The sequence below is a fragment of the Rheinheimera oceanensis genome (genome assembly GCF_018831085.1).
Lineage (GTDB): Bacteria > Pseudomonadota > Gammaproteobacteria > Enterobacterales > Alteromonadaceae > Alishewanella > Alishewanella oceanensis.
This window is the reverse complement of the sequence record NZ_JAGPNM010000009.1, coordinates 106,564-127,534: the sequence shown is the minus strand read 5'-3', so window position 1 is coordinate 127,534 and position 20,971 is coordinate 106,564. Positions and strand designations below refer to the sequence as shown.

General features: G+C 50.2%; 16 protein-coding genes. 6 read left to right on the top strand and 10 right to left on the bottom strand.

Translation table 11 applies throughout. The annotated features are described in order from the left end of the window. Positions 1-232: 232 nt before the first annotated feature. Entirely contained in the window at positions 233-1,681 is a 1,449-nt protein-coding gene (locus J3B89_RS17525; protein WP_215398859.1) for a pectate lyase family protein, read from the bottom strand. A 292-nt stretch (positions 1,682-1,973) separates the two neighbouring features. Between J3B89_RS17525 and J3B89_RS17520 the strand changes: the two genes are divergently transcribed. Next, on the top strand, positions 1,974-2,810 hold the full coding sequence (locus J3B89_RS17520; protein WP_215398861.1) for an ion transporter: 837 nt from the start codon (positions 1,974-1,976) through the stop codon (positions 2,808-2,810). On the opposite strand, the gene J3B89_RS17515 is transcribed toward J3B89_RS17520, so the two are convergent. Next, entirely contained in the window at positions 2,797-3,510 is a 714-nt protein-coding gene (locus J3B89_RS17515) for a VC0807 family protein (RefSeq protein WP_215398863.1), read from the bottom strand. The genes J3B89_RS17520 and J3B89_RS17515 overlap by 14 nt on opposite strands. Positions 3,511-3,534: 24 nt before the next feature. Next, a complete protein-coding gene (locus J3B89_RS17510) occupies positions 3,535-4,323 on the bottom strand; it encodes a LytR/AlgR family response regulator transcription factor (protein WP_215398865.1) in 789 nt (262 codons plus the stop codon). 337 nt (positions 4,324-4,660) lie between these two features. Between J3B89_RS17510 and J3B89_RS17505 the strand changes: the two genes are divergently transcribed. After that, complete coding sequence (locus J3B89_RS17505) at positions 4,661-7,315, top strand: TonB-dependent receptor (protein ID WP_215398866.1); 2,655 nt, start codon at positions 4,661-4,663, stop codon at positions 7,313-7,315. Between the two features lie 112 nt (positions 7,316-7,427). Here J3B89_RS17505 and J3B89_RS17500 read toward each other — a convergent pair whose 3' ends face one another. Further along, positions 7,428-8,171, bottom strand: coding sequence for a LytR/AlgR family response regulator transcription factor (locus tag J3B89_RS17500; protein WP_215398867.1), 744 nt, complete (start codon positions 8,169-8,171; stop codon positions 7,428-7,430). A gap of 332 nt (positions 8,172-8,503) precedes the next feature. Here J3B89_RS17500 and J3B89_RS17495 point away from each other — a divergent pair, with 332 nt between their 5' ends. Beyond that, entirely contained in the window at positions 8,504-11,014 is a 2,511-nt protein-coding gene (locus tag J3B89_RS17495; RefSeq protein WP_215398868.1) for a TonB-dependent receptor plug domain-containing protein, read from the top strand. A 108-nt stretch (positions 11,015-11,122) separates the two neighbouring features. Here the strand turns inward: J3B89_RS17495 and J3B89_RS17490 are convergent, their stop codons facing one another. Genes J3B89_RS17490 through J3B89_RS17480 form a run of 3 tightly spaced genes read right to left on the bottom strand, consistent with a single transcriptional unit; the run spans position 11,123 to position 12,862 of the window. Further along, positions 11,123-11,620 (bottom strand): CC0125/CC1285 family lipoprotein, encoded by a 498-nt coding sequence (locus J3B89_RS17490; RefSeq protein WP_215398869.1) that lies wholly within the window; start codon positions 11,618-11,620, stop codon positions 11,123-11,125. A 19-nt stretch (positions 11,621-11,639) separates the two neighbouring features. Further along, positions 11,640-12,380, bottom strand: a complete 741-nt coding sequence (locus J3B89_RS17485; RefSeq protein WP_215398870.1) for an anti-sigma factor family protein — start codon at positions 12,378-12,380, stop codon at positions 11,640-11,642. Further along, positions 12,377-12,862 (bottom strand): RNA polymerase sigma factor, encoded by a 486-nt coding sequence (locus J3B89_RS17480; protein WP_215398871.1) that lies wholly within the window; start codon positions 12,860-12,862, stop codon positions 12,377-12,379. The genes J3B89_RS17485 and J3B89_RS17480 overlap by 4 nt, the downstream gene beginning before the upstream one ends. 126 nt (positions 12,863-12,988) lie before the next feature. Between J3B89_RS17480 and J3B89_RS21275 the strand changes: the two genes are divergently transcribed. Beyond that, positions 12,989-14,350, top strand: a complete 1,362-nt coding sequence (locus J3B89_RS21275; RefSeq protein ID WP_251372521.1) for a S8 family serine peptidase — start codon at positions 12,989-12,991, stop codon at positions 14,348-14,350. On the opposite strand, the gene J3B89_RS17470 is transcribed toward J3B89_RS21275, so the two are convergent. Further along, a complete protein-coding gene (locus J3B89_RS17470) occupies positions 14,330-15,238 on the bottom strand; it encodes a surface lipoprotein assembly modifier (RefSeq protein ID WP_215398872.1) in 909 nt (302 codons plus the stop codon). The two genes, J3B89_RS21275 and J3B89_RS17470, sit on opposite strands and share 21 nt — an antisense overlap. A gap of 55 nt (positions 15,239-15,293) precedes the next feature. Beyond that, complete coding sequence (locus J3B89_RS17465; protein ID WP_215398873.1) at positions 15,294-15,827, bottom strand: hypothetical protein; 534 nt, start codon at positions 15,825-15,827, stop codon at positions 15,294-15,296. A gap of 191 nt (positions 15,828-16,018) precedes the next feature. Between J3B89_RS17465 and ppc the strand changes: the two genes are divergently transcribed. Both ppc and J3B89_RS17455 read left to right on the top strand, forming a co-directional pair. After that, the gene (ppc, locus tag J3B89_RS17460; protein WP_215398874.1) at positions 16,019-18,649 is read left to right on the top strand and encodes a phosphoenolpyruvate carboxylase; all 2,631 of its coding nucleotides are present in this window, start codon (positions 16,019-16,021) and stop codon (positions 18,647-18,649) included. A 122-nt stretch (positions 18,650-18,771) separates the two neighbouring features. Next, a complete protein-coding gene (locus J3B89_RS17455) occupies positions 18,772-19,659 on the top strand; it encodes a DMT family transporter (protein WP_215398875.1) in 888 nt (295 codons plus the stop codon). A gap of 1 nt (position 19,660) precedes the next feature. Here J3B89_RS17455 and msrA read toward each other — a convergent pair whose 3' ends face one another. Next, on the bottom strand, positions 19,661-20,932 hold the full coding sequence (gene msrA, locus J3B89_RS17450; protein WP_215398876.1) for a peptide-methionine (S)-S-oxide reductase MsrA: 1,272 nt from the start codon (positions 20,930-20,932) through the stop codon (positions 19,661-19,663). Between the last annotated feature and the right edge of the window lie 39 nt (positions 20,933-20,971).

The following is a 20,971-nucleotide window of genomic DNA, read 5'->3' as shown; positions in this document are numbered from 1 at the left end:
TCGGAGTGTCCGACACCAAATACGAATTCATCCTAGTTCACTCACTCAATTTGCCGGAAACATAACAGCTTAATAGTTTGGACCACACACGCTTTCACGCAATGAAGGTTCCCTTCTATCTTTTGTAAATAAAATCAAGCTAACCAATAACACCCCATTAATCAACAGGATTTTAACGGCTAAGGTTGGAGTGGCGGTGATAAGCAGGCGGCATTGCCGCCTGCTGCTTTGGTTAGAAACTACATTTATTTACGCCGGCGTTGGCCAGTACGTGGGCTTTTACCTGGTTGGTGGGTAACAGGTTAAAGCTGTAGGGTAGGTTTAGCACCGCTGTGGGTTGTACATTTGGCCCGGCGATAATGCCGTCGCTGGGGTATTCCTGCCAGGTAATATTACTAAAGCTATTACCGCGGGTGTCCCAGTAGCCGTAGCCGCTGGAATAAAACGACACTATCGGGTTTTTCGCGTTTTCAAACACATTGTTTTCAATACGAATTACCGCACCCATCCGGCTGTTAATACCGGTGTCCTGAATGTCGTTGTAATAGTTATTGTAAATATGGCCCTGGCCAAAACGGAACAGCGGCAGGCGTGAATTTACCTTATGCCAGTGGTTATGGTGAAAGGTAATACGGCGGTTGTAGTTGTCGGAATCACTGCTGCCCCACAGCGAGGTTTTCCAGCTGTCGTGCAGGTAGTTGTAAGAGATAGTTACGTTATCCACGTCTTTTTTACCGCTTATAAGCTCGTCGTAAAAATCTTTACCCACATTCAGGCTGTTGTATATCTCGTTGTGGTCAATCCAGATATTACGCGCCGGGCCTTCAATGGTAATGGCGTCTTTATCGCCGGTGTTAACATAACGCATTGTAAGGTTACGGATAATAACGTTATTGGCCCGCCAGATTTTAATACCGATACCGTCAAACAACGCATTGTTGCCTACACCAATAATGCTGACATTATCCATATCTTTAATGTCAAACTTACTGACACCGCCAGAATTACCCGGTGTGATAGTGCCATTAACCCGGATAGTGAGCGGCCGGTTTAGATCGCGGTTTTGTAGCGCCGATACCATTTGAGCGCCGGTGCTTACTGTCACCGTTACCGCGTTGCTGCCACTGCCGCCGGTAGTGCCACCGTTAAGCGAAGCATAGCCCTGTGGTGAAGCGGCGCAAGAAGTTACCGGGCCTGGTTCCGGGTCAGTAGGATCTGGCGGGTTGCCGCCATTGGTATTTAAATAAACTTCAAACTCAGCAATGCGCGGCGCACCGCTGGCAGTCAGTATTTCCAGATTGAGTTTTTTCGTGCTTACAGTGCTGAAGTTAACCGTTCTGTTGCTGCCAATGCTGGTACCGGTTGCCAATACTGCGCCGTTGTCATTATTTACCAGCCGCCAGCTGGTTACATTACTACCCTGTTCACGCAATATCACCTGATTAACGCTGATAGCGCTGCTCCACTTAACCGACACCCTTTGGCCGTTATTAGCAGACGGTTGCCAGTAGCTTTGCAGATCGGCGTCTTTTACATCGCCGTAGCTGCTGCCACTGGCTTTGCTGGAGCCATCAGCCCCGGCTCCGGGGCCTGTAATTGCCAGGTTATTTGCCTGTGCCAGGGCGCTGAATGCCAGCGCTGTGGTCAGTGCCGACAAGCGTATTAATTTGCCATATTGCATTTGCCTTATCCTCTGTTGATTTGTTTTTGTAGCACTGCTGTTATCGCCAGTGCGGGTTAAGCCTGCAACAGGGGGGTAATACTGGCTATTCCATATCTGGAAGCTGTGGCCGATATCAGAATTTTTTTGCACTGATATAACCAAAGCCTTGATCATAAAAGGTAAATTAAAAGTAATTTTTGGCATGTAATAAATTTATCAGACAAGTTTTTCTGCTGATACAGGCTACTGGGTAATTGATCTGCCTGTTGGCTGACATACAATGGCGCAGCGATTAAATTTGAGGTGCAACATGAGCAGTGAAGTAGTAACAACAGCGCCGTCGGTACGCCAGCGGTGTAAGCATTTTATTGAAAACAATACCGTGCAGCGGTTGTTGCTGGCATTGATCCTGATCAACGCTGCTACATTGGGGCTGGAAACTATGCCGGGCGTAATGGCTGTGGCGGGGCCGGTAATTTACCTGCTGGATACCGCCATTCTGAGCATCTTTGTGCTGGAAATTGCGCTGCGGCTGTATGTGCACCGGCTGGCTTTCTTTAAAGATGCCTGGAGTCTGTTCGACTTTATCGTGGTGTCTATTGCGTTGCTGCCTGCCAGCGGGCCGTTTTCGGTATTGCGGGCACTGCGTGTGCTGCGGGTACTGAGGGTGTTAACTTTTGTGCCGTCGATGCGCAAAATTGTCGGCGCTTTGGTGCAGTCACTTAATGGCATGCTGTCAATTGCTATGGTGCTGGGGCTGGTGTACTACGTAGCAGCAGTTATGGTTACCAAGCTGTTTGGTGAGGCATTTCCTGACTGGTTCGGCAGTTTAGGGGCGTCACTTTATACGCTGTTTCAGATCATGACACTGGAAAGCTGGTCTATGGGAATTGCCCGGCCGGTGATGGAGCAATTCCCTTATGCCTGGCTGTTTTTTGTACCCTTTATTCTTATTGCTACTTTTACCATGCTTAATTTGTTTATCGCGGTAATTGTTAACGCTGTACAAAGCATGCATGACGAAGAACATAAAGCCGAACACGATGCCGATAAAGCGACCCAGCAGCAACTGCTGTTACAGATGCAACAGTTACAACAGGAACTGAGCGCACTGCGGTCGCAGTTAAAAGCGCCTACTGCAGAATAAAATCTTCCAGCGACTGGCCGGTTAATTTGCCGATTTGCCGGAAAATATACCAGATGGAGCCCAGCAGCATAATCATGCTGGGCACCACTATTACCGGGTAGCTAAGCCAGGTCATCCGGCCCAGCTCTTCAGCATAGGCTGTGGTGCCGGGCTGGCTTACTACTATGGCTTTGGCCAGCACATAATTCAGTAGCGATGACATAAAGAACGACGCCGCAACAATATAACCGGCCCGCGCCATACGACGGTCAAACTCTGTGCTGTTATTCTGCGCTGCCAAAGCCTGCTGTAGCTTGTCGGTGTCCAGCAGTTCGGGGTTGATCAGCAGTTTCTTCACTAAAGGGTAGGGTGTGTATTGGCTTATCAGTACAATAACGCCAATTAAGCCGGGGATCAGTGCTTCTTTAATAGCGATATAAGCAGGGTCGAGTTGCAGTAAACTAATGCCGCCGGTAAGTAATACGCTGACAATACCCAATACCGAAAAAAAGTTAACTTTGCCGGATTGCTTTAATTCCCACACACCAAACAGCAGCGGAAAGGCCAGCGCGACCACCACTGCCCATACCGGCCCCAGTGTATCTTCACCGCTAAAGCGGCTTAAAATTACCGCCGGGATCACAACGTTAATTAATAAATTGCTAAGAAAGCCAGATTTTTTCTGCTTAGCTGGTGCGTTTGTTTGTTGTTGTGCTGTCATAGTACTGCAGGCCCGGAGTAGTTTTCAGGCAGTATAGCAGGAATGGCTGTTGCCGATAACAGGCTTGGGTGTGGTACTGCCGAACAGCTCGCTTAAGTTATCGCGATAACGGCGGGACATTAGTATGACGGTGCCGCATTTTAGCATAATACTGCCATCTCCTTTATCACCTGTTCTTATTTCAAGAATGTCACTTTTACGGACAATGTGGGAGCGGTGCACGCGGGCAAAATGGTTAGGGTTTAATTTTTGCTGCAACGAAATCATGGTATCACGTAGCAGTAAGCTTTTGCTTTGGGAGTACAGGTGTATCTCAACATAGTTTCCGGCACTTTCAATCCAACTGATATCTTCAATGGCTACGATCCGGAATCGACCAGGCTCCCGAATTGTCAGGTGACTGGGGCAAAGTAAAGGGGCCGCCATTGTTGCCAGCGACTGCGAGGCTAATTTGTCTATAACATGGGCACAGGCTTTTAACAAAGCTTGTTGAAAACGATCTGCCCGCAGAGGTTTTAATAAAAAATCTGCCGCATTCAGCTCAAAAGCAGTAAATGCATCGTCAGCAGATCTGCTGCACAAAATTAGCGTAGGTTTGTATTCCAGTTGCTGCAACAGATTGATACCGGCAGGCATTGGTAGTTGTATATCCAGAAAAATAATATCCGGTTGATGTAGCCTGGCTAATGTTAAAGCATCTGCAGTATTGTCTGCTTCTGCGATCACGCCAAATTGGGCTTGTTGTTGCAGCAACAACCGGATATCCGCCCTGGTCAGAGGTTCTTCATCTACGATTAAACAGCCGAGTTCCATAATCGATCCAGTTAAAACCTAAAGGTGAAGTTCAGACCTTAGGGCTGAAAAGACAGTTCCTGATGACAGAGCTGAAAACGCGTAAAGTTCAGTAAATGTAGATTAATAAATGTATATATCAGGTCTGGTTATGTTACTGAAAACATTGTTAATTTTTGTTAAATCTACTTTTGTTTTTCAATAAGTCCCGCTTGTAACACCGCCGTATGCCTTGGTGTCTTTGTGCTGGAGCCGCCAGGCTAAAGACAGTAGCTTTGCCTGGGTTGGTACCAATAACTCAAAAATAAAATTTCTAACAACCAGGCTGCTACTGTGGCTGCGATCCAGAGGGAATATCATGCAAAAATCATTTTTAAGCAAAGCTGTGCGCTTTGCATTATTAACTGCGCCTGTGGTGTTATCTGGCTTAAGCGCAAACATCGCTGCGCAAGAGCAGAGCAAAAGTGACGAGGTTGAGCGCATAGAGCGAATTGATGTTACCGGCTCACGTATTAAGCAAGTTGATATGGAAACCTCATCACCGGTTACGGTAATTACCGCCGCCGATATTCAGCTTTCAGGTGAGGTAACAGTCGCTGATGTGCTTAATAACAGCTCAGTAAACAGCTTTGGCTCATGGCGCGGTATGTCAGGTTATGGCTCGGGTGCCAGTGCCACCAGTACAGTACAAATGCGCGGTCTTGAATCATATTATACGCTGGTGCTGCTGGATGGCCGCAGAATGCCGGGTACCAGTTCCAGTGGTGGTGTTTCTGCAGATACCTCACGTATTCCGATGGCAATTGTAGAGCGGATTGAAATCCTGCGCGATGGAGCATCTGCGGTGTATGGTTCTGATGCAGTGGCTGGTGTAATAAACATTATTACCAAAAAGAACTTTGACGGTGTTAGCCTGAGTTATGACACCGAACGGCCAAAAGGTGATGGTGGTGACAGTAACCGCTTTTCTGTGACGTCAGGTTTTTCCGGTTCCAAAGGCAATATGGTGCTGACTTTTGAGCATTATAAAGCTGATGCGGTAATGGATCGTGATATCTGGCAAATGGATGATGCCACCTATGGCGATTACTCTGGTTATAGCTCAGTACCCAACGGTGTGCGCCCGGATGGTAGCTGGTACTTTAACGAAGATATGTGCGGTGAGGTTGAAAACACTGTTGTGTTAGGTGGTGGTGCACAGTGTGGCTACAATTACGGTATGGTCACCAAGTTGTTTAGTGATGTTGAACAAAATTCTTTATTAGGTAACTTCAACTATAACTTAATGGATAACCTGCAATTTCGTGGCCGGGCCAGTGCGTCGTTTGCTAAAACAGATTCACGCTATGCCGGTACCCCGGTGTCTACCAATGTACCAACCATGAGTGCTGATAACCCCTTTAACCCTGTGGGGGAAGATTTAAGCCTGCGGATGCGTTCGGTACAAATTGGTGAGCGCGACACCCGCACTGAAATTAACACTATCGACTTTTTGGGCGGTTTAGTAGGCTACCTGGAGGTAGGACATGGTATTGACTGGGAAGTGAATGCGCAGTTGAGCCGGTCTAAAACTAACTCATTTAATTCAAACCTGATCAACGATGATATTGTGCAATCCCTGGTTGATAGCGGGCAGTATGATATTTTCAACATTTCCGGCATGAGTACAGATGACTGGAATACTATGATGACTGAGTTTTATTCTCAGGCAGCGCATACCGGTGTTTATACTGCTGAATATGAAAGCAAACAATTTGATGCGGTTGCTTCCAGCTTACTGTTTGAAAACAACTTTTTTTCAATAGCCGGGGTGATAGGCGCTGAATTTGAAACCGTCGATTTTACCCAACAAAGTGATCCACAATCGGCTTCCGGCCGTGTTTCCGGCGGCTCTGGCGGTGATGATGTTTTTGCCACCCGGGACCGTAAATCGATTTACACCGAAGTGCATGTAGCTTTGCCCAAAAATGTTGATATCAATGCTGCGCTGCGTTATGACGAATATGATCAATCCGGCGATGTTGGTGTAAATTATGTAAGTGGTACTTTTGACAATGCCACACCACAAGTTGGCATTACCTGGCGGCCGCTGGATGCATTGTTGCTGCGTGCCAGCTGGGGGGAATCATTCCGCGCGCCAAGTATGGCAGAGATGTTTTCCACCCAGTCACTAAGTTTTGAACGGGCATACGATACGATGTGGTGTGATACCCTGGGTAACGCCAGTAGTGATGCAGTGTACTGCAATGCTAACGGATCTCAGCAGCATCGCACCTGGTTTGGTGGTAACCCGGATCTGAAACCTGAAAAAGGTGAATCTTTAACGCTGGGGGCTGTATGGAATATTACTCATGATTGGTCAGCCGAGGTGTCTTATTACAAAATTAAACTGAATGATAAAATAGGCTCAATCAGTGTTTCCCGTTTACTGCTGGAAGAGCAGGAGCTGGGGGCTGGTAACCATCCGGCGATAGTGCGTGATTCCCTTGGTAAAATTGAAACCATCTATAGTTATGATCAAAACATCGCCGGGCTGACAACCTCTGGCTTTGACTTTAAAACAGCTTACCGTTTGGCAACAGGTTATGGCGATTTTGCTTTTAAAGGTGAGTTAAGTTACGTCAAAGAGTATTTATCACAGTCTGCACCAGATGCAGAGATTATTGATTATGCTGGCTTACAAGATTATCCGGATCTGCGCGGTAATGTGCAGGTTAGCTGGGCTCGTGATAAATGGGGTGCAGCCTGGACCAGCTACTACATTGGCGCTCAGGATTCCGGTAATGATGTATGGGGTACTACTTATCTGGTAGATATTCCAAGCTACGTGAAACACAATGCCCAAATTTCATATAACCACAACTGGAATGGCCGTATTACGTTTGGTATAAATAATCTTTTTGATAAACAAGCGCCTAACCAATATACCACTGCAGGTTACCGCGACAGTTACACTGGTTTATATGACGTTATGGGGCGCTCTTTATCTTTGCGTGTTGAGCAGAACTTCTAACCGTCATGTGCTTAGATTAATGCCCTAATCCGAAAAACGAGCACTTTGCAGCAAAACCGGCGTATTTATCAGAGCGCCGGTTTTTTTATATCAATGCTGTTCTCCAAAACTGTCAGGCTATCTGACCAAACAGCTCGGCCAGTGCTGCCCGGTGGCGGCGAGACATAGTAAGCAAAGTACCACACTTTAACACAACTTCGGCATCGCCTTTATCACCTGGACGCAATTCAATAATATCACTTTTGCGCACGATAGATGAGCGGTGAATACGAGCGAAAATGGCCGGATCGAGCTTGCTTTCTATCGCGGCCATAGTATCACGCAGCAGGTAGCTTTTTCGCTGTGAATACACATGAATATCAACATAGTTACCGGCACTTTCAATCCAGCTGATATCGTCAACTTCAACAATACGCAACCTGCCCGGATCGCGGATAGTGATACGCTCTATATAGTTGCTGCTGTGTTCTGTTTGCTCGCTGTTGCGGCTAAGCGTATCAATAATTTTGCCACAGGCTTTAAACAACGCCTGCTGAAACCGCTCGGCACTAAAGGGTTTCAGCAGGTAATCCACGGCGCTTAGATCAAAGGCGGTAACGGCGTGCTCGGCATAGGCGCTGCAAAAAATAACGGCTGGTTTATTCGCCAGCTGTTTAAAGACATTCAGGCCATCGAGCCCCGGCATTTGTATATCCAGAAAAATAATATCCGGCTGATGCAGCTCTGCCAGGCGCAGTGCGTCGGTGCCGTTGTCTGCTTCAGCAGCAACTTCAAATTGCTGCTGCTGACTTAAAAGGTGTCTTATGCCAGCCCTGGCTAAAGGTTCGTCGTCCACTATTAAACAGCTTAGTTTCATATCCGACTCGGGAAAATTAACGGCGTGGAACAGCTCTGACCAGGTTAATGAGCGTCAGTTCCCTGTCCCATGGGGCTTAAAGGGCGCGCAGTGTAGCAGAGCCCGTTAAGTTACCAAATAGCGTTGGCCTTAATTTCAGTGGCTTTGGCGGCAATTTTTACAAATTTACACAGCACAGAGCGTGATGCCGTATTTCCTTCTGTTTATCACAGTAAACCCCGTATTGGTGTATTTGTGCTGGTATTGGCAACAGAAGCACAGTAGCGTCAGCGCCGGAAAAACCACCACTTATAACAACGGCAGCCTCATTGAAGGCTTCCAGGGGGAATAACATGCAAAAATCTATTATCGGCAAAGCAGTGCGCTTTGCTTTGCTGGCTGCGCCAGTATCTGCCGTAGGCTTTAGTTCTGTTGCCGTAGCACAGGAAGAAACTGCCAAGGTTGAACGTATTGAAGTAACAGGTTCGCGCATTCAGCGTCAGGACATGGAAACTGCATCACCTGTTACAGTAATTGACGCTGCCGCTATCCGTATGGAAGGCTTTACGTCGGTGGATCAGCTGTTACAGGCGCAAACCTCTATGGCTGGCGCTGCAGTAGGTTCAACCACGAACAACGGTGCTGACGGTGTTGCTCAGGTAGACTTACGCGGTATGGGCTCACAGCGTACTCTGGTATTACTGAACGGCCGCCGTATGGTTAACTCAGGCTCCGGCGCTGACAGCGCAGTAGACTTAAACTCTATTCCGGTTGCGATGATTGCGCGGGTAGAAATTTTAAAAGACGGCGCTTCTGCAGTATATGGCTCTGACGCCATTGCCGGTGTGGTAAACATTATTACCAAAAAAGATTTTGAAGGCTTTCAGGTAGATTTAAACGGTAGCAGCACAGACAAAGGCGACGGTGAAACCGGTGAGCTAAGTGCGCTATATGGTTTTAGCACCGACCGCGGTAACTATACCTTTGGTGCGGCGTATTCAGATCGTAAAGGTGTTATTCAGGCAGACCGTGACTGGACTGAAGCGGGTAATAGTTCTTACATCCCTACAGGCACTTTAGGCGGCAAAGTACAAAATGCCCAGGGCCAGTGGGTAGATCGCAGCACCGGTTATGATTTTACTCAGGACAGCTGGTACCAAACACCAAGCAAACGTTACAGCTTGTTTGCTAATGCGACACAAGAGCTGGGTAACGACCTGGTGTTTACTGCCGATGCGCTTTATACCAAACGTAAATCAGATCAGCAAATGGCTGCCCAGCCTGGTGATATCATGCTGGATGTGTGTGGTGCGCCGGGTGCTGATTTGGTTAAATGCATTACACTGACGCCTGCAATGACTGCAGGTGGTCTGGCAGCAGACGAAACCGGCCGTATTAATTACCGCCGCCGCACTAACGACGTTGGCCCACGTGTATATGAGCAAGATACAGACACACTGCGTTTATCTGCCGGTTTAGCCGGTACGCTGGACGTACATACCGGCATGAACTGGGACCTGTCTTACACCTTCGGTAAAAACAAAGCTGATACTTCGGTAGCCAATTCAATTAACGCTGTAAATATGGCTGATTCTGTGTATGCGAATCAGGCAGCCTGGTTTAGCGGTGCGCCATTAACGCCGGCTATTATTGACGAAATTGGTTATCTGGAACAGGCCAACGGTGGTAATAAACAGCATATCGTTGCTGGCGTATTAAGCGGCGATTTATTTGATTTAAGTGCTGGCGCTGTGGGTTTTGCTATTGGTGCAGAGTACCGCCGTGACAGCGGCTACTACAACCCGGACCCGGTAATTGTAGCTGGTGAAGGTACTGCCGCTCAGCAAGACCCTACCAATGGTAGCTACGATGTTGTGTCGTTCTATCAGGAAGTGAGTGTACCGTTCACTGAAAAATTAACCGGTGAATTTGCGCTGCGTTTTGATGATTACTCTACCTTCGGTAAAGCCAGCACCTGGAAAGTGGGTTTAACCTATGAGTTGTCTGACGAGGTGATGTTCCGTGGTGTAGCTGCTACCGGTTTCCGCGCACCTAATGTTAGTGAGTTGTTTGGTGGTAACACAGGTTCTTATGATTACCTGGATGACCCATGGGGCAATGAGCAAGACCCGCAAATTCTGGTGAACTACACCTCAGATGCCAACATTGAACCGGAAGAGTCAGAATCTTTCACTGCCGGTGTGGTGTTATCACCTGCACAAATTGAAGGCCTGTCAATGACAGTAGATTACTGGCGCTTTAAAGTATCAAACGCTATTACGCGTTTAGATGCACAAGCTGGTTTAAATAACTGTTTTGCCGGTGATGTTACTGCCTGTGAAACCTTCAAGATTACGCCGGAAGGTGATTTGTCTAACTTCACCAACCCGTTAACTAACGTAGGTGATCAGGATACCAGCGGTATTGACTTAAATATTGCCTATCGCTTTGAAGGTTTAGGTTTAACCTGGAATATCAATAACGACACCACCTGGTTACTGAAGTTTAAACAAGATGGCCTGGATTACACCAACACCATCGACGGTAACTTCGGTGGCTATGCTGAATTGCGTAACAACTTCAGCATTCAGGCAGGTCAGGGTGACTGGAGCGTAACCTACTTTAACCGTTATATCGGTAAAACAGAGTACTTAGCTGACGGTTCACGTATTGACGCCGTGCTGTATCACAATATTGCTGCCAGTTACTTTATTACTGACGGCCTGAGTGTGTCGCTGGGTGTGAAAAACCTGACCGACGAAGAGCCATCACGTGTTGCTAATGGCAGCGACGGTGGCACAGTGCCGGAAGTATTCGACACTATCGGCCGTCAGATTTACGGTGGCGTAAGTTACAAGTTCTAAACGTTTACTTTTGGAGTGTAAAACCCGCCACAATGGCGGGTTTTTTTTCGCCAGTGTTACAGCATCGTTTAGGCCGGTGCTTGTGACGCAGTGGAGCAGTATTGTCTGTTACAGCCCACTACCGGCCGGGTACACCCTGCTGCTGTCGGGCATTACGCCTTTACCCATGCGGATCTCCAGTACCGCCTCTACCTGATTGCGGCCACCACTGCTTATACCGATCTCATACTGTGGTCGCGTTACGGTTCGGCTACGACAACCTGGCAGTGAACAATCTTGTACTGTGGTGTGTTGGTAACCGGCGCCAACATGATTGCTGTTATCTTGCTGGCGTTCAACCAGCGTTTCTTTCTCCACTACGGCAAACCAGTCATAGCCTTGCGCTTCTGCAAGTTCTGCCGCCCGGCGCAGGGCGTAGGCTTTGGCTTTACCGCTGTCGGCACCGGCAGATTTAAATGTAACCCGGTAATAGTTATTGCTTATTTGCTGCTCGCTGTAGCCATAGCCTCTGCCATTGGCAGCCCGGTAATCAGGCTGGCTGCTGCAGCTGCTTAGTAATACTAGGCCTAACAGAATAAGGGTTGGTATAAATTTCTGCTGTGTCATTGCATACCTCCGGCTTTGATCAGCGGTTAGTTTTGTTCAGGTACTGTTGTTCGGCGGTGGCGGTAAGCGCCGGACCTGCCATCATGTTGTCCAGGATGTTGTCTAACATACTGCCGCCACTGGCAGTCTGGTATTGCCCCTCATTAACAACGCCTGACAGAGCAAGAATTACGCTGGCACTCTGTCGCCATTGGCCGTTGCGCCGGCAGGCAATGTTTTCGCTTAGCTCAGCCAGGCTTTGCAGGCTGTACTGGCGGCAAAAATCACCTTGTTGGTTAATAAAGCTCAGCCGTGGCGTTAGCTGCTGCTTGGCCAACTGGTAGTCCTGGCCACTGGTGGCACTGTTGAGCAGCTGAACCACATCCTTACTTAATCCCGCAAGCGCAGGCTGGGCCGGCCCGTTAAGTTGTGATGCGCCATAACCAGCGAATAAAGCGATACAGGCTACAGCGGCAGCATGGCGCTGTAATTGTTGCTGGGCCCGGCGCCACAGCGGAAACGGGATCACTGCAGCACTGCGTGGTGTTTCCGCTTGGTTTAGTTCATTGGTGTAGCCTAGCAACTTTAAAATGGCCTCAGGCATAGGGCGCTGGTCAATTTGCGCATAGTGCTGTTGTATCAGGCCGTCAACCATCGCCAGATCGGCCAGTCGCTCGGTTAATTGCTCATCGTCCAGCAGTTGCTGGCGCACGGTATCCATCTCTGCTGCGCTTAGCTGTGCGTCTAAAAACGCCGATAACATTTCATCTGACAGCATCATGCCAGGCCTCCGTTCAGTTTTAGTGCGTTAACCATAGCCACGCGGGCGCGGGCCAGGCGGCTCATAATAGTGCCGGCCGGTATTGCCAACACAGTGGCGGCTTCCTGATAACTTAAGCCCCGCACTGCCACCAGCGATAAGACCTCGCGCTGCTCATCGGGCAGGGTGTTCATGGCGGCGTTAACTTCACCTAGCTGAATTTCGTTCAGCATATCCTGTTCGCCGTCGCTAAAATTTTCCTGCTGTAAATCGACCTGTTGTGTTGCCTGCTGGCGCACCTTTTGCGCGCGGTAGTCATCGATCCACAAGTTACGGCAGACTTTAAATGCCCATCGTGGCAATGGTACGCCCTCGTCTGGCGGCGTATTTAGCAGCCGTAATACGGTGTTTTGCAGCAAGTCATCGGCGTCAGCCATGCTGCCTGTCAGTGAGTAGGCAAAGCGCCGCAGCGCCGGTAACAGCTGTTTTAGTTCTGCTTTCATGATTAGGTTATACTCCTGTTTACCCTGATAACGGTTCAACAGCAAAAGTTATTCCAGCCTATACGGAATTTTTTTTTCTACCAGCCGTTACTGTTGTAACTACTGACTTAAGTTGCAGGGCATAACATGCAAACACCACATTTTTCAGCGGCCTTATTGCTGATATCGGTCTTACCCGGTTACAGCCAGGTGTTGCCGGTTGAACCGCTACCCCAGGTGGTAGCACCCGTAACCGAGCGTGTGCAGCGTCAAGCTGAGCTGTTGCAGCAGCAAGCGCTGCAACAGACGCAACATCAACATCTGCTGCACCAGCTGGCAGAAAAGGCGGCTTTGCCAGATCCACTGACGATTTTGCCCAAAACGCTGGATGTGCTAAGTCATAGCGGCCAGCTGGGCTGGCGCGAGGTAGAAGTAGAGCTCGGCTTTCGCGCGGTAGAACGCGAGTGGTTGTTGTTGCTGTCGGCCCAGGAGTGGCAGCAGTTAAGCGCACGTTGGCCGCAGCTGCAGCAGTTTGTACATACTAGCACCGAGCTGCAGGCGCTGGGGTTGCTGCTACTGCAGCTGAAATTGCCGGCGGAGCTGGACTCGGCCACAGCCCTGAGCCGGCAATTTAACGCAGAGTTAGCCCGTTTTATCGGACGCAATCATCTGTATCAGCCGCAGCTGAGCGATACAGCAGATGGCACAGCGGCAGCCCTGCCAACTGCGATGTGCGAGCAACCGGTAACGCTGGGGATGGTAGATACCGCGGTAGCCACCGGGTTGCCGGCGCTGGCAACGGGACAATTTCGCCTGCTGCAGCAAAACTTCTTACCGGCCGACATTACGCCCACCTACAGCCATGGCACAGCAGTGGCCAGTGTGCTGGCCGCCCGGGCTGACGGTAACCCTGCCTTATTACCGCAGCTGACGCTGTACAGCGCCAGCGCCTTTTACGCCAGCAGTGATTTTTTGCAATCTGCCACTCTGGCGCATGTGTTAACGGCGCTGAACTGGTTAGCAGGTCAACAGGTTAAGGTGATTAATATGAGCCTGACCGGGCCGGATAATCCGGTGCTGGCATTGACTGTGGCGCAGCTGGCACAGCAGCAGGTAGTGTTGGTAGCGGCAGCTGGTAATGGCGGGCCGACAGCTGCGGCATTGTATCCGGCGGCCTATCCTGACGTGATCGCAGTGACGGCGGTCGATCAGCAGTTGCAGCTGTATCGCTGGGCAAATCAGGGTGACTATATCGATTATGCAGCTGTCGGCGTAAAAGTGCCGGTACTAAGCGTTAGCGGTGCTGTGACGCACCAAAGCGGCACCTCGTTAGCTGCGCCGGTCGTCAGCGCAGCGGTAGCCTGTTTACTGGCAGAGGTGCCGGAACTGACGCTGGCACAGATCAAACAACAATTAACGCAGCGGGCCCGCGACGTCGGCCCGCCAGGTAAAGACAGTCAGTTTGGTTTTGGCTTGCTCAGCGCGCCGTTAAAAGCTCAGTTGCAGTGACACCGAACTGCGGGTTTCGTGGTAATTGGCACTGTCCAGCGTTGAACTGAAGTCGCTGTATTCCAGCGCTGTCAGGATGGCAAACTGGTTATTCAGCTCAAATTGCCAGCGTGCTTCCAACTGGCTATGAGTGTCATTGCGCGTTGCCAGCTCTGCGCTATGGTGGTAGCTGCGCCGGCTGAGTTTAGCAGCCAGTTGCACTTGTTGGTTAAATTGCCACAGGATGAAATTATCCGACAGCCTGATACTTACGCCGGGCGCCTGGTAGCGAAATGTTACAGCACGGCTGTGTTCCTGCTCATACTGCAAACCGACCGAGATAAAACGTTTACCGGCATTAAAAAACCAGAAAGAGTCAGTACTGAGTTTCACACTGCTGGCATCACGCCCGGCTAGCTGGCTGAATGCTTTATCCGCTACGGTCAGTGCCGGGCGGATAAACCAGCTGTCATCAACGCTATGCATGGCGTAGACACTGGCCTGGCTCAGCGTTAATAACTTAACGTCAGCTAAGTCGGCCCGAGCGTAGTAAACATGGCTGCCAAGTACGGTTTGGCCTAACTGATAGCTGGCATCCAGATAAGCTAAATGCAAACGGCTGTCGAAGCTGTCCGACTGCTGATAATGCTTATCCCTTATACTGTAGCCGCTGCGCAGGCGCACCGCGGGCTTTGCTTGCCAACTGGCCGTCAGCTCAGCTTCCAGTAGGCGGGCGGTATCGGCCTGGCCACTGGCTTGCTCCAGCTCTTTAACGTTGACGTTAGACTGATGTTCAGCACCGGCGCGGGCCTTGCCGGAAAATGCCCAGCCGCTGGCATTGGCAGCCGCTGGTAGGTAAGGCAAGCAGAAAAGGGCAGCCAGAGCGCCAAGGCGGGCTGTTACTAGCATGATAACTCTCCAGAGCAGCAAAAAGCGCACCGGCCAGAGGCCGGCGCCTGATGATTTACAGACCGGTAGCCAGCGTAATGCTGCTACGCACAGTATTTGATACCTCAGCGCTTACGGCCTGACTCACGCTTTGCGCTACGCTGGCCGAGGCGTCTTGTTGCAATGCCTGATTAACGTTACCGAGAATTTGTTGCTGCACCGTGCTGGCAACGTCAGTAGCCTGGCTGGCATTTGCTGCAATATTACTGCTGATTTGCTGGGCGAGATCCGCCACATCAGTGGTTTTTGATAACAGATTAGTGCTCAGCTGCAGGCTGTTTTGTATTTGAGTATCCACGCTGCTATCAGCATGTGCTGTTGCTAGCAGCGTGGGCTGTACGGTTTGGCTGGCACCGGTGCCGGCCTGTAACTGGCTTTGCTGGTTAGTACTGGTATTACTGTTGGTGTTGTTGCCAACAATGGCCGGCTGGTTAACCGTCAGCTGCAACTGGCTGTCGTTAGTGCTTTGTGCCGATAGCGACATATCGGCGCTGGCGAAAGCAGAACAACAGGTAAGGGCGATCAGGCTTGGTGTAAGTAAGGTTTTCATCTTTAAGTCCTCTTTATGTCGTCAGTGACATAGCGATAACGCGACAGCCTGAGGTTTTATTCCGTAGCGGGTAAACAAATCTTGGCTATTTGGTCTTACCAATTTCGTTGCCCATTTTGTAATCAATCATTGTTGAGTACCTGAACATAACGCGCTAGGGTGGTGCAACGTGGGTAACAGAGGCAACGACAATGGATCATTACGCAGCACTGAAAGCCAATGTTGGCTTGCTGGGAACAAAGCTGGGCGACACCATTCGTGGTCAGTTGGGCGAGGCTGTACTGGAGCGGGTAGAGCAGATCCGGTTATTATCCAAGGCTGCGCGTCAAGGCGATGAAGCGCAGGCTGATAAACTTAAACAGGTACTACGCAGCTTAACCGATGACGAGCTTTTGCCGGTTGCACGGGCTTTTGCCCAGTTTTTAAATCTAGCTAACCTGGCCGAGCAACACCATACTGTCAGCCGTATTGGCCATGCCAGCATTGAAAAGCCGGAGCCACTGGATGAGTTGTTTAGCTTGCTGCAGCAAAAACAGCTGGAGCAAACTAAAGTTGAGCAGGCCGTGGCCAGCTTATCAATAGAGCTGGTGCTCACTGCACACCCGACCGAAGTATCGCGCCGCACTCTTATTCATAAACTTACCGAAATCGCTGCTTGTTTAACTGAGCTGGAGCAAGAACTAAGCGCAGCGCAGCAGCAAAAAGTAGAACTGCGCTTAAGTGAGCTGATTGCCCAGGCCTGGCACACCAATGAAATTCGCGAGCAGCGGCCAACACCGGTAGATGAAGCCAAATCAGGCTTTGCCGTGATTGAAAGTTCATTATGGCAGGCCATCCCGGACTTTCTGCGTGAACTGGATACCAAATTAGTAGATGCCACCGGCAAAGGTTTAGCACTGGATGCCGCACCGGTAAAATTTTCCTCCTGGATGGGCGGAGATCGTGACGGCAACCCTTTTGTTACCGCTAAAGTTACCCGTCAGGTGCTGTTGCTCAGCCGCTGGAAAGCGGCAGACTTATTCGCTAAAGATCTGGATATGCTCGGCAGTGAATTGTCTATGTATCAGGCTAACCCGGCACTGCGCGAAGCTGCAGGCGAGGCCAGTGAGCCTTACCGTTATATCCTGAATAAACTGCGGGCCGGTTTACTACACAGCCGTGACTGGTTAACCGAAGCATTAAAGCATGACCGTTTGCAGCGGCCACAGGATTTAATCTGGCATAACCAGCAATTACTTGAGCCGTTACTGCTGTGTTATCAGTCATTACTTGACTGCGGTATGGCGGTTATCGCCAACGGCAGGTTGCTTGATACCATCCGCCGTGCTTACGCCTTTGGCTTAACCCTGCTCAAACTTGATATTCGCCAGGATGCAGGCCGTCATGCACAGGTATTTGCTGAATTAACCCGGCACCTGGGGCTGGGTGATTATGCCGCCTGGGATGAAGACGCCCGCCAGGCGTTCTTGCTGGCCGAGCTGGCAAACCGGCGGCCGTTGTTTCCGAAAAGCTGGCAGCCGTCTGCTGATGTGCAGGAAGTACTGGACACCTGCGATATTGTTGCCCGCCATGGCAGCGAAGCGCTAAGCACTTATGTTATTTCCATGGCCGGCAAACCGTCAGATGTGCTGGCAGTACAACTGCTGTTAAAAGAAGCCGGTATCAGCTTTCCGATGCCGGTAGCCCCCTTGTTTGAAACCTTAAGTGATTTGCAAAATGCGCCGGATTGTATGCGCAAACTGCTTAGCATCGACTGGTACCGTGGTTATATTAACGGCAAACAGGAAGTGATGATTGGCTACTCCGATTCGGCCAAAGATGCCGGGGTATTCGCTGCGGCCTGGGCGCAGTACAGTGCTCAGGAAGCGTTGGTTGCCATTTGCCAGCAAGCCAAGGTGCAGCTTACGTTGTTTCACGGCCGTGGCGGTACTATCGGCCGTGGCGGTGGCCCGGCGCATGCCGCTATTTTATCGCAACCGCCCGGTTCACTGGCCGGTGGCTTGCGGGTAACCGAGCAGGGCGAGATGATCCGCTTTAAGTTTGGCCTGCCAAAATTAGCCGAGCGCAGCCTGGCGTTGTACGCCAGCGCCGTGCTCGAAGGTATGTTATTACCGCCACCGGTGCCAAAACAAAGCTGGCGCGATTTAATGCAGCAACTGGCAGATGACTCCTGCGAAGTTTACCGCGGTGTGGTACGGCACAATAAAGACTTTGTGCCCTATTTCCGAGCTGCCACGCCCGAGCAGGAGCTGGGCCAGTTACCGCTTGGCAGCCGCCCGGCCAAACGTAACCCCAGCGGCGGCGTGGAGAGCCTGCGGGCCATACCGTGGATTTTCGCCTGGTCGCAAAACCGTTTAATGTTACCCGCCTGGCTCGGGGCAGGCGGGGCTTTAGCCAACGCTGCCAAGCAGGACAAAGCCGCTTTGCTGGATGAAATGCAGCAACAATGGCCATTTTTTGCTACCCGCATGTCGATGCTGGAAATGGTGTTTTTAAAAGCCGACAGCGAAATAGCAGCTTATTATGACAAAGTGCTGGTACCAGATGAGCTGAAGCATTTAGGCCAAAGCCTGCGCAGCCAGTTGGCTGATGATCGCCAGTTGCTGCTCAAGCTTATTCACAGCGATACGTTGATGGCAAAAGAAAGCTGGATTAGAGAATCGATCATGCTGCGCAATACTTATGTAGACCCGCTGCATATTCTGCAAGCCGAACTGTTGTACCGTGTGCGGCACCAGCCCGAGCGGGTAAACCCGATGATTAGCCGGGCGTTAATGGTGACTATTGCCGGTATTGCCGCCGGTATGCGAAATTCAGGCTAGAGACTCGTGTGTTACCAGAAAAACCGGCATAATCTGCCGGTTTCTTTAGCTAAGGGATAACATTTACTCACACCGACACGCCGTAAATCTTATCCCTCCCCAAGCAGCAGGTTATCGTTACGATGGGTTTATACGTTTTTCTCGCGTTGGTATCAGCAGTAGCGATGGCCAGCAGCGGTATTATTGCCCGCTTTAGTGGCTTAGCGGCAGCAGAGCTGACCTTTTATCGTCTATTTGTTGGCGGCTTGTGTTTGCTGCTGTTTGTTACGCTTACCGGCAAGCTGGCTGCACTAAAAGGCAAGCCAGACTGGCGTATGGCGGTTAACGGCGTACTGCTGGCCGGTTTTATGCTGAGCTTTTTAACGGCTATTGAATATATCAGCCTGGCTAACGCCATTATGCTGGTGTACCTGGCGCCACCGCTGTCGGCTTTTATTGCCCATTGGTTGTTACAAGAAAGGCTCGATTTACCCGACAGCAGCCTGATTGTGCTGTCATTTCTTGGCTTTGCCATGTTGCAGCAATTTAAGTTTGATCTGGTGTTAGACACCGCGCAGCTGCCGGGCCTTATTTTTGGCTTGCTGTCGCTGTTTGCTTATAGCGGTTTTTTGCTGCTAAACCGCCGCGCTTTGCCTGCACATTCGCAATTATTGCGCACATTTTACCAGCTAATAATAGGCGCTTGTTGCGTGCTACCATTTCTTACCGGCATAAGCTTACCCAAACCGGATGATATTATCTGGATAGCACTGGCGGGTATTTTCCCCGGTTTTATCGCGATATACTGCGCCATCATTGCGCTGGAGCATTTACCTACCCGTGTTTATGCTACGCTGGCTTATCTGGAACCGGTTACGGTAATCATTGCCGGCTGGTGGCTGTTTAACGAAAGTTTAAGCACACTGCAGCTTGGCGGTGTGCTGTTGATTATTATTACCGGTTTGCTGCTGGCGCTACGGCATAAACCGGCGAAGGCTGTGGTGGCTGTAGCTGAGGCTGTCCGGCTATAAATTAACCACGCGGTACAAAGTCCAGTACAGTGGCGTTAATACAATAGCGCGGGCGGCCATTGGGGCCGTCGTTAAATACATGCCCCAAATGAATACCAGATACTTTGGCGCGAATTTCAGTGCGGCGCATGCCGTAGCTGTTATCCGGTTTTTCAATTACTGCGCCGTTTACCGCTTTGGTAAAGGACAACCAGCCGGTGCCAGAGTCAAAACGGTCACGGGTGTCAAACAGTGGCGCCCCGCTTAGCTTGTCGGTAAAAACGCCATCCGGGGTATTTTTAAAAATTTCATATTGCTGGCAAAAGCGGCTATCGGTGCCTTTATCAAATGCCACATCAAAGGCCTCGGTATTACCCAGCTTAAACTTACCCAACAACAGATAAAACTCGTCTGGGCTTAAGTAGCCCTGGCGGCCAAATACCTCTTTGCCGTCTTGCAGCAAAATAATAGTTGGCGTAGCCCAGGTTGGGGTTGTCAGCGTTAAGCCGTTAACTGCGTTGGCATAGCGAAAATGCAGCGGAATATCACCCTGATAATGGTTTGCCACCTCGGCTTTAAACTTTTCACAGTACGGGCAGTAGTTTTCAGCATCTATCACCAGTATGTGTTTGCCGCTGAGCAAAGTGCTGTTATCCACCGCTGCCGTTTGGCTTTTATTGTCGCTGTTAAAACGCACGCCGGTGGAATGATCAGGGCAGTAGCCGTTGGGGTTTTTCGCGATATAGTCCTGGTGATACTGCTCGGCCGGGAAAAATTCGCGCAGCGGTTTTATTTGCGTGGTAATGGCACCGTAACCGGCTTGGGTGAGCAATAACTGATACGCTGCCTGCACCTGCCGGGCGGTGTCAGCTTGTGCCTGGCTGTTAGTCAGGATAATTGAGCGGTACTGAGTGCCAATGTCATTACCCTGGCGGTTTAGCTGGGTCGGGTCGTGCATTTCAAAGTAGCGTTGCAGCAAAGTAGTCAGGCTGATTACTGCCGGGTTAAAGGTAATTTGCACCACTTCGGCATGGTTGTTGGGGTTATGCTGGTTGCGTTTTTGCGTAATGGCGCGGTATGTGGGCTGTACGCCATTACCATCGGCATAGCCGGATACGGCATCTATTACGCCATCCATAGCTTCAAAGCGTTTTTCTACGCCCCAGAAACAACCGGCGCCCACCACGATAGTGTCGGTATGGCGTGTGGCCGGCATAGTGTTGTCCTGTGCCTGTGCTGTACTACCAAGCAGCATTAACGCTGTAAAGAGTTTTAATAACGTGGATTGGGCCATAATTACCTCTGCCTGTTGTTACGTTTTGCTGCTTACGTA